We start from the raw sequence: 16,885 nt of genomic DNA, 5'->3' as shown, positions 1-16,885 counted from the left end.
GACCGTGGGATCCAGGAATCCAGGCTCGCAGTAAGTTCTCTGGATCCCGCGGTCAAGCCGCGGGACGGTGGAATTGGCGATGAACCTCATAGTATCCTGTGATAAAATCATGATAGCCTTACCCTCGGATCTACTAACATATAAGAAAAGTCAGTTAAAATCAGCCCTACTATATATAAAATAGAACCCAAAAATACCATAGCCCTCACTATAGCAAAATCCTGCTGCTGGATGGCGTCAATAATGTAACTGCCCAAACCCGGCACACCAAAAAAGGATTCCAGGACAAGGCTCCCCATAAACAACGAAGGGATAATCACCACTATCCCGGTCAAAATAGGCAACATGGCATTTTTCAATACGTGACGAAACAAAACCTGTTGCTCCGATAAACCTTTGGCTCGTGCTGTTTTCACATAATCTTTATGAATCTCTTCCAGAAATAAAGTACGATACCATCTCGCCCCCGCCCCAAGATTGCCAAGTACCGCAACCAGTACTGGTAAAATTATAAATTTCAACGCTTCAAAACCGCCATCATAGCCAGAGATGGGGAAGAGGCGCAGTAATTTACCAAACAAATACTGGCCACCAATAATGTAAAACAAACTCGAAATAGACATAAGGATAATACAAACAACTACTCCGGTTAAATCAAGATAAGTACTACGGAAAAAGGCCATGCTCATGGCAAAGATCACATTGATTAATAAGCCCAAAAACAATACAGGCAAAGCAATAGCAAGGCTTGGCCACATTCTGTAACTGATGTCATTACTGATGTCGCGCCCTGCATCGGAAACACCAAATTCAAAGGTGAACAGCATCAGTGATTTTTGAAAAAATAAAGTTTCTTTTATGGTATTCAAACCGGTTTCTTTATCATTATAAAACAAGGGCAAATCATAACCATGTACTATCTTCCATTCATCAACCACCTTTTGGCTTACATGCTTATTGCCCAAATGCATGCGCGCAATATCATCGGGGGTATTGATCATAAAAAACAAAACAAAGGTTAAAAGATTGATCCCTATAAGAATTGGAATAGCGTAAATGAGCCGGCGCACTAAATACTTAAGCATTATATTTTCATCCTCGGTGCAGGTTGCTTTTCCTTTTTGCGGTAAGCAATAACCAAAGGAAGAGTTAATGCCAACACCAGCAAAATTAAAACTCCCAAAGGCCAGAAAATGGGTTGGTTCCATTCAATGCGCAATTTGTTGCGTTCAGGTACATTGATGGACACGTACTTCAACGTGCTCAGTGAAATGGTATTCGGTTTTATATTTGATACCCAATCCTGAGACAAAACAAAATCTTCAGGGTGCATTCCCCATACCCATGGGGCATCACGGCGCACTATTTCCAGCATTTTCTCGATTAATTTTCCTCTTTGTTCGTCATTGCCGCGATTTTTCATCGCTTCAAATAAACGATCGAAGGTCTTATTTTCATAATTTGATGCATTCTCACCACCAAATTTTACCTTTCCATTTTTACTGTACAGCTGGAAAAGGAAATTTTCAGGATCAGGATAATCTGCATTCCAGCCCCAGCTGTATATTTGGGCGTTTCCTGTCCGCATTTTTTCCTGAAAACGGTTATAAAGCGTGGCACGTACGTTTAATTCAATACCAATACTGGCAAACTGTTTACGCATCCAGTCCAGGCGCGACTTATCATCCGGGCTGCCCGTTGTTGTCACATCATAATGAAGAATCAGCGCTTTGCCTGTTTTGGGATCAATACCGTTGGGGTATCCTGCTTCAATCATCAATTGCCGGGCATCAGATAAAGGACGGCGCTTTCTGGCATTATTTTTCCATACATAAACGTAAGGATTAATGCCTGCCTCCCCTTCTTTAAAACCATAAATTCCCGGGGGTATGGGCCCTTGCGCTGCCAACCCGCGACCATTGAAAAATATGGCAATGCTTTCATCGAAATTTACTGCTATTGAAATAGCCTGCCTTAATTTACGCGCCTTCTCGCTGTAGCCTCCGACAACATGATCCATCATATTAAAACCCATATAAAAAATTGACGGTTCCAGCGTTTGGGTTAAATACATTTTTTTATCTTTCATCTCTTGGCTGAGAATTGCCTCTCCCTGCTTATTGATGTGTATGGCCTGATCAAAACTGTCAGCACTGATACCGGATGCATCATAATAGCCTTGCAAAAACTTGTTCCAACGCGGAATGGACTCTTTTTCCAGAGTATAAACTGCTTTATCCATCAAAGGTAAACGCTCACCCACATTATGGACATAGCCCTCTTGTTTATCCGTTTTAGATGCATCAGCAGGAAAAAAGACTTCGCGATAATTAGGATTTTTCTCAAGAAGCATGCTTTTATTAGGATTATTTTCAGTGAGCATAAAGGGACCGGTACCGACAGGGTACCAACCAAAAGATAAATTTTTATCATCCATACCCTTTTGGGAATAAAAGACGTCTGCTTCCCAGGGAATGGGCGAAAAAAAGGGCATGGCAAGCCAGAACAGAAACTGCGAATATTGCCCTTTCAAAGTGATTTCAAAAGTATAATCATCGAGTTTTTTCACACCCTGTAAAGGAAAATTACGTAAATCAACAAACTGGCTGTTTCCCAGGGCAAATTTGGGCAAGGTATCGCCGAACTCTTTAAACCCAAGAATATAATCACTCATTAAACCATAAACAGGAGAACTTACCGCCGGATTCGCCATACGCTTTATCTGATAAATGAAATCATCAACAAGTACTTCTCGCGTGCCCGTATATTTAAAATCAGACAATTGGCTGATGTCGTTATCATCCAGATAATCTTCATCCAGCTGATGATAACGGTATTCTCCTTTCTTGTTTTTGGCAAAAGCCGGATGCGGCTGGAATAAAATTCCTTTTTTTATATTCAGGGTATACACACTGTATGCTGGATTCGCAGCATCCACAGGTAATTCGTTTCCTTTGGTATCGAGATATCTTAATCGTGGTAATTCTGTAGTAATCAGCGGAACAAGCTGATAGGGGCGGATAAAATAATCGTATTCAAGCAGGGGCTCATAGATCTGGGCTATAAAAAGGTATTCATTAGATGAATAAGAACGTGCCGGATCCAGGGTTTTCGGTTGCTGGCTAAAAGAAGAATAATAGATATTTTCATTACTTTCGCTTTCAGGATAAGGATTATTTAATATCCAGGAACCGGCATACAGGTTTCCCAGCATCAATAGGAACAACACTCCTGTTAAGGTAAGTCGCCGCACTTATTTTTCCCGTGCAAATTATTTTTATTATTCAAGCAGTATATCCTTTTTTTTAGCCATTTTGCGAGCATCATTTCGTATACGTGATCTGCTCAGGTTTGTAGCCTGTATTAGCGAAGCGTAATACAGGATCGAAGTGGCAATTTCCCGTATTACGCTCCGCTAATACGGGCTACGGCTCTTGCCATTCCCCGTTCCACGTCGTCCTGAGCGCGTCTTTTTGCGCGAAGGTTCTCCTGAAAGCGGCATGGTGCCAATATTTGGAGACGTAGATTTGAGAGGGGTAAATCAATCGCTTATTCCTTTCATCATCCTGATAAACTCCTCTTCTTCCAAAACACTCACCCCCAACTCCGTAGCCTTGGTTAACTTGGATCCCGCCTCACTTCCAGCTATCAGATAATCTGTTTTGGCTGAAACACTGCCACTCACTTTTGCCCCTAGAGCCAATAAAGCAGCTTTTGCCTCTTCACGCCCCATAGTAGTTAAGGTACCGGTTAATACCACCGTTTTACCAAAGAAAGGATTTTCCTGATTAATCTGCTTTTTCTCGGATTTCGGCCATTCAATACCTGACTCCAACAGGCGATTAATCACCTCAAGATTATGCGGCTGTGCGAAAAAATGCACTACTGAAGAAGCGCCTACTGGCCCTATATCATTTAAACTCATCAGCTCTTCTGCTGTTGCCAGTTTAATCGCATCAATATCAGGATAATGCTCCGCCAATACGCGTGCACTTGACTCCCCTATTTCCCTGATACCCAAGGCATAGAGAAAACGATTCAAAGTAGTCTTCTTACTATCATTCAAGGCAGCCAACAGGTTTTCGGCTGATTTTTTACCCATTCTCGGCAGAGCAGACAAAGTTTCCAAATTCAGTTCATACAGATCTGGCAAGTGGCGCACTATACCTTCATCCACTAATTGCTCAATAAGCACACTGCCCAAACCCTCAATGTACATCGCTTTTCGAGAAGCAAAATGCCACATCATTCTTTTTAATTGCGCCTTGCAAAATAATCCTCCCGTACAACGCGCTACAGCCTCGCCCTCTTCCCTGACCACATCAGAGCCGCAAACAGGACAATGTAAAGGAAGTTCAATAGCAGCAGTCACCGCTGGGCGATTAGCCAAAACAACAGAAACCACTTCTGGAATCACATCACCGGCACGCCGAATAATAACCGTATCGCCAATACGTATGTCCTTACGCGCAATTTCATCCATATTATGCAGAGTTGCATTACTTACAGTAACCCCGCCGACACTGACTGGATTCAAACGGGCAACAGGAGTTAAAGCCCCTGTTCTGCCCACCTGAAAATCAACAGACACTAATTGAGTCATTTCCTCCGATGCGGGAAATTTATGGGCACAGGCAAAACGTGGAGCACGAGAAATAAATCCTAACTGCTGCTGCAAGGGAATACTGTCAATTTTATAAACCACCCCATCAATTTCGAAAGGAAGCGTGTCACGCTTGGCCAACATAGTATGGTAATAATCAAGGCAACCCTCCATGCCCTTTTCCTGTTTGGTTTCAGAAGACACCCTGAAACCAAATTCCTTCAATAAATTCAATTGTGCCATATGGCTATCAGGCAATTTATACCCTTCGCAAGCTCCTATAGAGTAACAATAAATGGCCAGTGGGCGATTGGCGGTAATGGCCGGATTTAACTGTCTTAAACTTCCAGCTGCCGCATTGCGTGGGTTGACGAAAGTCTTTTCACCCAGTTCCCGCGCTTTTTGGTTATACGCTTCAAAACCCGCTTTAGGGATGTACACTTCACCGCGAATTTCAATAAATTTAGGTGGCTTGTCGGTTCTTAATTTCAGAGGGACTGAACTGATGGTTTTAATATTCGCAGTAATATTTTCCCCTATCGTGCCATCACCTCGTGTCGCAGCATGAGTTAAAACGCCATCTTCATAAGTGATATTAACTGCCAGGCCATCCAGTTTAGGTTCACAGGTAAATATCAACTGTTGATTAGGTTCATCCAGCTTATCCGTTGCCCTTTTGATAAAGGCTTGTAGTTCTTCATCAGTAAAGACGTTGGATAAAGACAACATCGGTTGTTTATGGGCAACGGGCATGAATGCATCTGATGAAGTGCCCCCCACCCTCTGGGTGGGTGAATCAGAACTGAGAAATTCAGGGTATTCTGCTTCTAAACGCTGCAACTCTCTGAAACAACGATCATATTCCACATCAGGAACCAGGGGTTCATCAAGGACATAATAATGATGGTCGTATCTGTTAATTTGATCTTTAAGTGCTTCGATTTGTCCTTTTATCGCATCATTATTCATCAAAAACGTTCCTAAAATTAAAATGAGGAGTTTATCATTTTTATTGCTCTTTGCCGATGTCCTTTGTAGCCTGTATTAGCGAAGCGTAATACAGGATCGAAGCGGCACTTTCCCGTATTACGCCCCGCTAATACGACACTGAATTTTCTGGATCCTGCGGACAAGCCGCAGGACGTAGGTGATTATTACTACATTCTCTCACGGTCGCGGGTCGGATTTGATCACGATACACCTGAACAGGAACTTGAATCTCATCTGAAAATCATGTTATAGATACGTCTCTGATTTAAATGAGGCATGACAGAAATGGATCTTCAACGCATTTTAGCGGTACTCTTTTCCTTTGTTTTCTCAACCCTAATCCACGCTCTTCCAGACCCAGGCTCTAATCCGGGAATTGCTTTTGTCCATGGTACCCGGGATCACCGTGAAGACGCATACGGTGGCTATTGGAAAGTTGATTTTATTCAAAATGTTTCTCAAGGCTTAAGTAAGCCTGAAAATCACTTTGTCGCCCATTGTGACTTCAACCAGTACATGTGGCACAAGGATGCAGCACTCTGTGTTGCAGATCAGTTACTGGAATTTATTTCCGACAAAAACATAAGCTCCCTCACTGTATATACCCACTCTGATGGTGCTAACATTATCCGTTGGATTCTTTCCAATCCAACCTATGATGGCCGCTTTATGGCATTGAAACGTAAAATCACTCAGGTTATTGCCATTGCCCCTTCCAGTGCAGGAACACCATTGGCCGATGAAGTATTAAATGGTGGTATGTTTGAAACCAGTTTAGCCTGGCTGTTGGGTTATATCTCTGATGCCGTCAAACAACAACGGGTGGGTGACATGCTCATATTTAATGAAGAAGTGCTATTAGGTGGTAAAGGCCGCCCTTCACTGTCCATTCCCTTTAAAGTCATCGTAGGTACTGATGTATACGCATCACCCTTTTCGTCAGACAGTTATTGCAACGGTTACTTCCAAAACAGCGGGCTGAAAATTGCCAAACTTTATCTCGATAAATGCGCTGATGGATTTTTAAATTGTACCTCCCAGGCATCAGCGGGTGATCTGTGGTTTTATGACATTGATAAAACCGAGAGAAATGCACCTTTAAGCCATAATCAAAGCCGACACTCCTGTTTCGGTCTGGATAAACTATTGATAAGTGCCTTAACTGCACAAGGAGCTGTACAATGAAAATGACTCAAGTTGCATTACTGTCCGCATTTTGCTTGTCGCAGGTTCATGCCTTCACTTTGCCAAGACAACCCACCAAATCTTATGAGTGTGATGTGTGTAACCAGTTATCCCATGAAGTGTTGCAGGATAAATGGGAAATCACCAATGAGCCGCTGAATCAGGAAATCAGCAATGCCCAGAAAAGCTATGGTTACAAAGAGCGCATTTCTCTGGAGCAATTACGTGCAGGAGTTGTTATATCCACTCGTGCGCCAGGAGCTGTGATTCGTATCACTCCGCTGCAAAATAAAACAGCACCGAAATTGATGATTACAACACCTGCCAATCAATTAATGAGCCTGAAAGATGCGTCTTCATTGTATAGTCTGGATGAAGAATTTGGTAACCCGCTGGTTGCCGCAAAACATCAGACCATGCTGCAAATCAAGCCTGAATTAGGGGCTGGCAAATTTATTATCAAAGGCACCGACAGCAGTATCAAAGATGCCAATGCGTACATAATTAATGTATATGACAAATATTCTGCAACGTATTTACAGGTTGAAACAGATTCAGTGCATTATCAATTTGGTGATAAATTAACTGCCACCATTACCCTCAGTGATTATATAAACCATGATATTGATGAAGTGGACGCACGACTCATTGGTCCCTCTGGTCAAAGCGTTGCTCTGGAAATCAATAAAATACAACGCAATAAATTTGAGGTAAGCGCTGTTCTGACTTCAGAATTAAATGATCATGGTGAAAACTGGTATATAGAAGCAGATGTGCTCTCTGAATCAGGAAATGAAATAATAAGACGCGCAGGTCATGCTGCTTTTTCCTATTCAGTTCCATCCGCAAGCATGATTAATGTTAAAAAAATATCATCCAAACCTTTAACCTTTGTGGCCACTCTGGATGTAGCAACTGCCAGCCGATATGCGCTGCAAAGTGTGTTGTATCGCCGCGATGGCAAAGGTGAAGCAGTGCCCATTGAAACATCACAACGGGCGCAATGGCTTGAGCCAGGAAAGCAAGTGATACAATTTACCTTTGACAATTCCAATCAATTATCAGACGATAGTCTTTATCTAGGTTATTTACGTCTGATTGATTATGGGCAATTAAAAACTGTATACCAATACAATCAGGCAACGAAACTGACCCAATTAGTGGAATAATGCATGATTTTTTTTTCGTCCATCACCCTTCTTGAGGGCGTAGCTTTAGCTATAGCCCTCCAACTCTTGTTATTCATCTGGTTTTTAAGAAAGCAGGATCAACAAAAAATCTTAAGTGAAATACTGCATGAAAAGATTCAGGCAGTACTGACTACTCAGTTGCATCAGGTCCACATGGATTTAAACCAATCCTATCAAAACAGCCAGCACGCGATTAACGAAAAGATAGCTCAGGGGCAATTAACCACCCACCAGCTCATCAGTGAAACCATGCAAAAACAAATGACGGATGTGCGGGAGCAAATGAGTCATAGTTTCCAGCAACATGCCAGTTCTCTTACCTCCCATTTGCAATTGCTTACGGAAGAAATTCGAAATCACCTGCATAGCCTGACCCAACAGGTAAATCATAAGTTGACTGAGGGCTTTGAAAAAACTTCGTCAACGTTTATCGATGTGGTCAAACGCCTTACGATTATTGATGAAGCACAAAAGAAAATTACCGAATTATCCAATCATGTGGTGAGTTTACAAGATGTTTTGGTTGACAAAAAAGCACGCGGTGCTTTTGGTGAAGTGCAATTATCCACCTTAATCAGCAACATGATCCCATCCACCCATTATCAAATGCAATACACATTGAGCAATCAAAAAAGAGCTGACTGTATTTTATTTTTGCCAGACCCGACAGGAAATGTGGTCATTGATGCCAAATTTCCGCTGGAAACCTATCAGAGGTTAATTAATACCGATGCCAGTTCAGTCGAAAAGAAATCCCTGCAACAGCAATTTCGCCAGGACATACAAAAGCACATCAAAGACATTGCTGAAAAGTATATTGTCCCCCATGAAACAAGTGATGGTGCAATGATGTTTATTCCGGCTGAATCCATTTTTGCTGAAATTCATGCCAATTACCCTGATTTGATTGCCTTGTCGCAAAGAATGAAAGTCTGGTTAGTATCACCCAGTACCTTGATGGCAGTGCTCACCACCGCTAAGGCCGTATTAAAAGACGATGCCACCCGTAAACAGGTACATATTATTCAAAAGCATTTACACGCATTGGCGGATGATTTCCAACGCTTTGAAAAGCGTATGGATAAATTATCCAAACATATTGATCTGGCACATCAGGATGTTAATGAAGTAAATACCTCTGCTAAAAAAATCACATCCCGATTCCAGAAAATCGAATCTGTGGAAATAGAACTGGACGAACAGGAATTAAAAAAAGTCGAGTTAATTGAATCAGAATAAAAGATGTTCAGGAGCTGTTGACCTGTAAGTTGTCCCTTGCTTTCAAGGCCACTGTTATGCCCGAAGGAGCAAGAAAACCGAGCCGCGACCGTAAGGGAGCGGAACAGTTGCATTGATGCAAGGCTCTTTTTGCGCTTATATGACTAAAATTTCCGCTCCCTTACGGTCGCGGCTCGGTTTTCCTGCTTCGATTTGAGTACAGTAGCTGTCCTTGGCAAGGTTGCCCGAAAGGCGGGTGAGGTTCTTTAGACCTCATCATACTTATATTGTAACAGGGAGAACTACCAGTGCTAAAACGTGATATTTCAACAACCAATATTTTAATTGCCTCAGCTGGCGGTATGATAGGTTCTGGCTGGCTCTTTAGCCCCTATATCAGTGCGCAAATGGCAGGAAGTAATGCCCTGATCAGTTGGGTCATTGCTGCAGTCTTCATGCTCTTTATTGCCCTGCCCTTATGTGAGCTGGGCTCAATGTTCCCGGTTTCTGGCGGCATGTCCAACTACCCTACTTATACTCATGGCCAGGAAGTCGGCTTTTTATTCGCCTGGACCTCATGGCTGTCTTATGTGGTCATGACGCCTATTGAAATTCAGGCCATACTGCAATATTCAAGTCATTTTTTCCCAAGCCTGATTATGGATGATCCGACCACCCTTAAGCTGTCAGGTTCCGGATATGTGGTGGCAATCACCATCATGTTGTTTGTAGTCATCATTAATTCATATGGGATTAAAATGCTGGCTGAATGTAATAAATACGCAAGCATCATCAAATTCGCCCTCCCCACCATCGCCATCGTTGCCCTGCTTAATAGCTCCCCCACGTTCTCCAACATTAATATCAATCTCAGTGACAAACAAAGTTGGGTGAATATTTTCTCAGCCCTTTCCTCCGGAGGCGTTATTTTTGCTTTTACCGGATTTCAAAATGGTCTGGTTTTAGCAGGTGAGGTAAAAAATCCGCAGCGCAGCATTCCTATTGCTATTTTGGGTGCGGTGTTAATCGGTTTTATTTTGTATTTTATGCTGCAGTTAAGTTTTATTGCAGCGATTCCACAAAAATACCTGACTCATGGCTGGAGCGCTTTAAGTTATCCAGGTGATAATGGCCCGCTGGTTGGTTTGACTGTATTGCTGGGTCTTGGGATAATCGCCACCATGTTGATGATAGATGCAGCCTTTTCTCCTTTTGGAACGACGCTGGTTTATACAGCGGCAACCTCGCGCATAGTCTACGGCATGGCCTTAAATAATCATTTGCCCAAATTATTTTTGAAAGTAAACCGCCATAAAATTCCCTATGTTACGCTCTACGCCAATTTTCTGGTCGGCATATTGTCCTTCTTGCCCTTCCCCGGCTGGCAAAAGCTGGTTGCCTTCTTATCATCAGCCAGTATTCTTTCCTACAGCATTGGCCCTATTTGCCTTTTAGCCATGCGTAAACTGCAACCAACAACACACCGTCCTTTCAGATTGTCATGGAGCTTGTTGTGTGCTCACATCGCATTCTATTTTTGTAATTTAATGCTGTATTGGTGTGGCTTTTCCATTTTATGGAAACTGGATGTAGCTTTGCTTATTGGTCTGGCTGTTTGCCTGGCGTACCATAGGAAGGGGTTCCTGATTCATAATTACCCATTGTACTGGTTCATATTTTACATGGTTTCATTGCTTGTTGTTTCCTACCTCGGTTCATTCGGCGGAATAGGTTACTTACAATTCCCGGTTGATTTGGTGTGTCTGATACCATTGAGTATGATAGTGCTGCAGCTTTCGCAATTAGTATTGAATCCAGACGAACATAAAGAAATTAACTGTGATATAGACGCCTATCCGGCGTAAATAAGTCCCTCCCGAACTACGCCCGATCCACGTCGTCCTGAGCGCGTCTTTTGGCGCGAAGGATCTCCTGAAAGCGGCATGGTGCCAGTATTTGGAGATCCTTCGCGCCAAAAGACGCGCTCAGGACGACGTGGATCGGGCTACGGTTGGGAATGCTCACCAAGAGTTTCTCAAACAGGTTCACAAACTTTAATATAGGGGTATAATAACATCCCTTCTCAGCATTGATGTTAAATCTCATGGCCACACACACTCTACTCTGCCAACCCACACAGGGCAAAGCAATTTGGGGACAACTTTATGGCAGCAGTCTGGCTCTTGCTCTGGCTGAGTATTGTCAGACTACCCCCGGCATAAAACTGCTCATCGCACGCGACAACCTCAGTGCCAGTCAATTGCAGGATGAGTTGCAGTTTTTCCTTGATCCCAAAGCCCCACATCAAGAGCTTTTATTTTTCCCGGACTGGGAAACTCTGCCCTATGATCAGTTCTCACCTCATCAGGATATTATTTCCGAACGGCTCTATACCTTAAGCCGGATGAAACAGGTATCTAATGCAATAGTCATCACGTCCGCCAGCACGTTGATGCATAAACTCTGTCCACCTGAGTTCCTTAACCAATTTGCCTTAATGCTTAAAGAGGGGCAAAAGCTGGATCTGGATTCGTTTCGTAACCAATTACAACAAGCCGGATACCATTGCGTTAACAAAGTGCTTGAGCACGGTGAATTCGCCTTGCGTGGTTCCATCATTGATGTATACCCAATGGGAAGCAAACGCCCTTTTCGTATTGAACTCTTCGATGATGAAATTGAAAGCCTGAGAGAGTTTGATACGGAAACACAGCGCACTATAGAAAAGATAAAGGAAATTAACCTGCTGCCAGCACGGGAATTCCCGCTTAATGAACAAAGCCAGGTCCTGTTCCGCAGAGCATTCCGGGAACTTTTTCCAGGCAACCCCAGCCAATGCCCTATTTATGAAGCCGTATCCAATGGACAATTCCCGGCGGGAATAGAATATTATCTGCCTCTGTTTTTTGATAAAACAGTAACCTTTTTTGATTATTTGCCGGAAAATGCCAAAGTATGCCTGATTGAAGACATCCAGGAAAATGCTGAGCAATTCTGGAAAGAATTAAACGAACGCTATGAACAAAGACGTTATGACATCAGCCGTCCTATATTACCCCCGACTGATTGTTTTATTAATCCTCTTGAACTGTTGACTAAAGCCAATACTTACCAACAGTTACGTTTGTTTCATAAACCCTCTGAAAAGAAATCCGCCCTTAATTTTGATATTGCCAAAGCGCCTCAACTACCTATAGACAGAAAAAGTCAGGAACCACTTCTGCATTTACGAGAGTACTGTACCATTCCCAATCGCCGTTACCTGATTGTGGTCGAAAGTGCTGGCCGACGCGAAGTCGTACTCGATTTGCTGAAAGTGAGCGGCATAACTCCCAAAGTGCAAGCCTCATGGTGTGATTTTATTAATGACAATTCCCTGATTAACATCACTACAGGCCCACTGATTTACGGCTGTGAATTAGTTGCAAATAACATTGCCCTGGTTGTTGAATCGCAACTCTTTGGAGAACAAAGCACACCGCAACGCAGGAGTTCTCAAAAAGCAGTTGATCCTGATTTAATTATCCGTGACATGGCTGAGTTAAGAATAGGCGCACCGGTTGTTCATCTGCAATTTGGTGTAGGACGATATCAGGGGCTGCAATACATCACTACCAATGACAGTTCCAGCGAATTTCTGGTTTTAGCCTATGCAGGTGAAGATAAAATCTATGTGCCTGTTACCTCATTGCATTTGATAAGCCGCTACACGGGAGTAGACAGCGAACATGCACCACTGCATAAACTTGGTTCAGATCTTTGGCAAAGGGAAAAGAAAAAAGCTGCCGAAAAGATTCATGACGTAGCCATTGAACTGCTCGATCTTTATGCTAAAAGAGAAGCACAACCTGGACATCAATATGAATTTAATCAAAGCGAATACATTAAATTCGCCAGCGGTTTTCCTTTCACTGAAACCGCTGATCAGCTCCAGGCTATAGAACAAATTGTCAAAGACATGGAATCCACCCGTCCTATGGACAGATTAATCTGTGGTGATGTGGGTTTTGGTAAAACCGAAGTAGCCATGCGAGCGGCATTTCTGGCCGTACAAAATGGCAAGCAAGTCTGTGTTTTGGTTCCCACCACCCTGCTTGCCGGCCAGCATTTTGAATCATTCAGAGATCGCTTTGCAGACTTTCCGATTAATATCGAATTACTTTCACGCTTTCGCAGCAACAAAGAGGCTGAGGCAGTATTGAATGGCCTGGCTTCTGGTAAAGTAGATATAGTCATTGGGACACACAAATTATTTCAAAGTAATACTCAGTTTAAAAATCTGGGCTTGCTGATTATCGATGAAGAGCATCGCTTTGGTGTGAAACAAAAAGAACACATGAAATCCTTGCGTACCCATGTTGATATTTTATCCATGACAGCAACTCCTATTCCAAGAACCTTGAACATGGCTATGGCGGGAATTCGTGATATATCCCTTATCGCAACCCCTCCTGCGAAACGACTGGCGATAAAAACCTTTTGGCAGGAGAAAAAAGACATAGTCATACGTGAAGCACTCTTAAGGGAAATTTTAAGGGGCGGTCAGGTATTTTTCCTGCATAATAATGTGGAAACCATTGAGCACGTCTGTCAGGATTTGCAAAAACTGGTGCCCGAAGCCAAGGTGCGCAGTGCGCATGGGCAGATGCGTGAACGCGAGCTGGAACGCATTATGTCTGATTTCTATCATCACCGCTTTAATGTACTGGTATGCACTACTATTATTGAAACGGGGATTGATATTCCAACTGCTAATACAATTATTATCGATCGCGCGGATAAATTCGGCCTTGCACAGCTGCATCAGCTCAGAGGAAGAGTCGGACGTTCGCATCATCAGGCCTATGCTTATTTATTAACCCCGAATGAAAAGTCATTGACCAGTGATGCAGTGAAGCGCCTTGAGGCCATTGTATCATTGGAAGATTTAGGTGCAGGCTTTACTCTGGCAACTCATGATCTGGAAATTCGTGGTGCGGGTGAATTATTAGGCGAAGACCAAAGCGGTAATATGCATGCCATAGGCTTTAATTTGTTTATGGAAATGCTGGATAAGGCGGTGCACGATCTGAAAGCAGGAAAAATACCGGAATTATCAGCCCCCATGCATCAAGGGCCTGAAATTGATTTGCGCATCAGTGCGATTATTCCTGAAGAGTACATAGGAGATATTCACAATCGCCTGATTATGTACAAAAGGATTTCCAATGCGAAAACCACTCAGCAATTACACGAGCTGCAAATAGAGCTTATCGACAGGTTTGGGCTCTTGCCGCAACCGGTGAAACATTTATTACTGATCACTGAATTAAAACTCAAAGCAGCACAATTAGGAATTCACAAAATCAGTGCGAGTGGACAACAGGGTAAACTGGATTTTACTGAAAAACCCTCCATTAATCCTGCCGTGTTGATTAACCTAATTCAGGTTCATGCAAAACGTTATCAGATGGAAGGACCTCAAAGATTACGCTTTACCCTGGATAAGGCCATTCCTGAAGAAAAAATATTTGAAATCAGCTCATTGTTGACGCAATTGGCATCATGACTGTAGCCCGGTTGCTCGCAAGCCGGAAAACTCACTTGAAGCACCAACCCTCTGAAAACACAATCAGGGCTTGACTCCGACATCCCTCGGCTTGTCCGAGGGAACCAGGGCTTCAGGGCAGAAAAACAGTCCCTGCCAGTATAACTGTTCCGCTTCCTGACGGTCGCGGCTCAGTTTTCGTGCGTTCGTCTTGACTTCATCGTGCACCGGAAACCGAGCCGAGACCGTCAGGAAGCGGAATTTTTGTTGCGGCACAGAGCATGATTTAGCATTGGTCTAAGGCATAAGGCTAAGAGGTGATCAAGAGACAGTTTGTGTAGCCCGTATTAGCGGAGCGTAATACGGGAAATTGCCAATGCGATCCTGTATTACGCTTCGCTAATACAGGCTACATTGGATAGAAGGTACTCCTGATAACCTCAAGACTCCCAAACAATCTGCTGATGTTGGCCTAGAGCATTTTGAATCACCCCATCAAAATCCTTTTCTATGACCTTTCTCTTAACTTTCAGAGTCGGAGTCAAGCGATTGTTTTCAGGTGTCCAGGGTTCTTTGGCCACAACGATATGACTGATTTTTTCGAATTTCACCAGTTTCGCATTTACTTCATGTAATGTTTCTCGCAAAGACTGTTCGATTTCATCACGCTTTTTATTCTTCAGTGTCGCTTCGTTCAAAACCACCACTAACACGTTAGTCGGCAAGGTGTTTCCTACCAGACAGAGTTGTTCAATCATTCCATTCGTTGTGAAACGCTTTTCTATTGGCGATGGAGCAATGAATTCACCAGTCTGGTTTTTAAAGTTTTCAGACAATCGCCCTAATATTTTCACTCGGTTCTGAGCATCCAGTTCAACCACATCACCTGTTTTCAACCAACCGTCCTCAGTAAAGGCTGCTTTGGTAGTCTTTTTATCTTTGTAATACCCAGCCATCAAACAAGGCGATTTAATCAATAACTCAGACTCATCACCTAATTTAATTTCCACATCCAGACGTGGAGTCCCCACATAGCCCCGCTTGATTTCATCCAGCAAAGACAAAGTCGCATAAGCCATGTTTTCTGATTGCCCATATCCTTCCTGAATTTTAATCCCTATTTTTTCAAAAAAGTCGATGATAGAAATAGGCAGATGAGAGGCGCCGGAAAAGCTGTTAGCACACTCTTCTAATCCAAGGCCATGGATAATTTTCTTTTTAATTAAGGAAGAAATCAAAGGTATTTTAAGTAAAAAATTCATTTTTGCAGGAGGCAGTTTTTGTTCGATTTTTTGCTGGAAGACGCCCCAGATTCGCGGTACGGCTGTAAAAAATGTCGGCTTAATTTCCTTTAAATTGTCCGCAAACTTATCGAGACTTTCAACAAAAGACACATCACAATGCATGGTTACACTTCCCAATTGCACTGCAGAGCGTTCATAAACGTGAGCCAAGGGAAGATAAGAAATCAGTTTGTAATGAGGAAGAACCCGGACTCGCAACAAATCTTTGGGGAAAAGAGTCAGATAATTAGCTATGGACTGATTGGTATACATAGCCCCTTTAGGAGATCCAGATGTTCCTGAGGAATAAATAATGGTATATAAATCATCAGCACCGGGCTCTGTTAAATCCATTAATGGCTCACATGCCAAAACATCGGACCACTGGTGATCTACTTTTAAATCATTGTGGTAACCTAAACTGGCTGTAACATATTGCTCTGGAATAAATTGACGCACACGCTGATGATCATCAAGCTTACCCACAAAGACCAATTTTACATCGCCATGCTCCAATACATAATGAGCGCTGTCTTCGTTTTGGTTGGCGAAAAGAGGAATATTAACCATTCCAGCCAAATGTATTCCAAAATCAGTAATAAACCATTCCGCGCAGTTTTTTGAAATGATTGAAACATGACTGCCTTTTTTAAGTCCTGCCTGTTGTAGAAAACGGGCTACCTTACGCGCTTGAAGCATCACTTCAGCCCAGGTAAAAGTATGCCAAACACCATCACGAGGCTGTCTCAAATAAACACGGTCACTGGCTTCTTTCTCATTTTTTAAGAGTAACTGGAATAATGAATTAGGCATCGTTTCTTTTGTCATGGCTCACCCCTCTTAAGCTGATTTTTTTTGATATCGTTGGTTCATAATTTTTAGTTTAGAC

At 42.8% G+C, this 16,885-nt stretch carries 9 protein-coding genes; 5 read left to right on the top strand and 4 right to left on the bottom strand.

The features are described 5' to 3' along the window. Positions 1-107: 107 nt before the first annotated feature. From B094_RS0102365 to ligA, 3 genes are all read right to left on the bottom strand, one after another. Positions 108-1,085 carry an ABC transporter permease gene (locus B094_RS0102365; protein ID WP_018576190.1) on the bottom strand — a complete coding sequence of 326 codons (978 nt, stop codon included), beginning with the start codon at positions 1,083-1,085 and terminating at the stop codon, positions 108-110. Next, complete coding sequence (locus tag B094_RS0102360; RefSeq protein WP_018576189.1) at positions 1,085-3,214, bottom strand: ABC transporter substrate-binding protein; 2,130 nt, start codon at positions 3,212-3,214, stop codon at positions 1,085-1,087. The genes B094_RS0102365 and B094_RS0102360 overlap by 1 nt, the downstream gene beginning before the upstream one ends. Before the next feature lie 327 nt (positions 3,215-3,541). Beyond that, entirely contained in the window at positions 3,542-5,572 is a 2,031-nt protein-coding gene (gene ligA, locus B094_RS0102355; RefSeq protein WP_018576188.1) for an NAD-dependent DNA ligase LigA, read from the bottom strand. A 306-nt stretch (positions 5,573-5,878) separates the two neighbouring features. Here ligA and B094_RS0102350 point away from each other — a divergent pair, with 306 nt between their 5' ends. From B094_RS0102350 to mfd, 5 genes are all read left to right on the top strand, one after another. Further along, the gene (locus tag B094_RS0102350; RefSeq protein WP_026253848.1) at positions 5,879-6,778 is read left to right on the top strand and encodes a hypothetical protein; all 900 of its coding nucleotides are present in this window, start codon (positions 5,879-5,881) and stop codon (positions 6,776-6,778) included. Next, positions 6,775-7,947, top strand: coding sequence for a DUF4785 domain-containing protein (locus tag B094_RS0102345; RefSeq protein WP_018576186.1), 1,173 nt, complete (start codon positions 6,775-6,777; stop codon positions 7,945-7,947). Before B094_RS0102350 ends, B094_RS0102345 begins: the two co-directional genes overlap by 4 nt. 3 nt (positions 7,948-7,950) lie before the next feature. Next, a complete protein-coding gene (locus B094_RS0102340) occupies positions 7,951-9,207 on the top strand; it encodes a DNA recombination protein RmuC (protein ID WP_018576185.1) in 1,257 nt (418 codons plus the stop codon). Positions 9,208-9,494: 287 nt separating this feature from the next. Further along, positions 9,495-11,051, top strand: a complete 1,557-nt coding sequence (locus B094_RS0102335; RefSeq protein ID WP_018576184.1) for an APC family permease — start codon at positions 9,495-9,497, stop codon at positions 11,049-11,051. Positions 11,052-11,290: 239 nt separating this feature from the next. Then, positions 11,291-14,734: a transcription-repair coupling factor gene (gene mfd / locus B094_RS0102325; protein WP_026253847.1), complete on the top strand. Its 3,444-nt coding sequence runs from the start codon at positions 11,291-11,293 to the stop codon at positions 14,732-14,734. Positions 14,735-15,153: 419 nt separating this feature from the next. On the opposite strand, the gene B094_RS0102320 is transcribed toward mfd, so the two are convergent. Further along, a complete protein-coding gene (locus tag B094_RS0102320; RefSeq protein ID WP_018576181.1) occupies positions 15,154-16,824 on the bottom strand; it encodes an AMP-binding protein in 1,671 nt (556 codons plus the stop codon). Positions 16,825-16,885: the final 61 nt, after the last annotated feature.

This window comes from Legionella shakespearei DSM 23087 (assembly GCF_000373765.1).
Classification (GTDB): Bacteria; Pseudomonadota; Gammaproteobacteria; order Legionellales; family Legionellaceae; genus Legionella; species Legionella shakespearei.
This window is presented reverse-complemented; position numbering and strand designations above follow the sequence as displayed.

What these genes read in the sequence shown, in the direction of transcription:
- B094_RS0102350 (WP_026253848.1), top strand. Translation starts at nt 5,879, where the DNA reads ATGGATCTTCAACGCATTTTAGCGGTACTCTTTTCCTTTGTTTTCTCA.
- B094_RS0102340 (WP_018576185.1), top strand. Translation starts at nt 7,951, where the DNA reads ATGATTTTTTTTTCGTCCATCACCCTTCTTGAGGGCGTAGCTTTAGCT.
- B094_RS0102360 (WP_018576189.1), bottom strand. Translation starts at nt 3,214, where the DNA reads ATGCTGGGAAACCTGTATGCCGGTTCCTGGATATTAAATAATCCTTAT.
- B094_RS0102320 (WP_018576181.1), bottom strand. Translation starts at nt 16,824, where the DNA reads ATGACAAAAGAAACGATGCCTAATTCATTATTCCAGTTACTCTTAAAA.
- B094_RS0102345 (WP_018576186.1), top strand. Translation starts at nt 6,775, where the DNA reads ATGAAAATGACTCAAGTTGCATTACTGTCCGCATTTTGCTTGTCGCAG.
- mfd (WP_026253847.1), top strand. Translation starts at nt 11,291, where the DNA reads ATGGCCACACACACTCTACTCTGCCAACCCACACAGGGCAAAGCAATT.
- B094_RS0102365 (WP_018576190.1), bottom strand. Translation starts at nt 1,085, where the DNA reads ATGCTTAAGTATTTAGTGCGCCGGCTCATTTACGCTATTCCAATTCTT.
- ligA (WP_018576188.1), bottom strand. Translation starts at nt 5,572, where the DNA reads ATGAATAATGATGCGATAAAAGGACAAATCGAAGCACTTAAAGATCAA.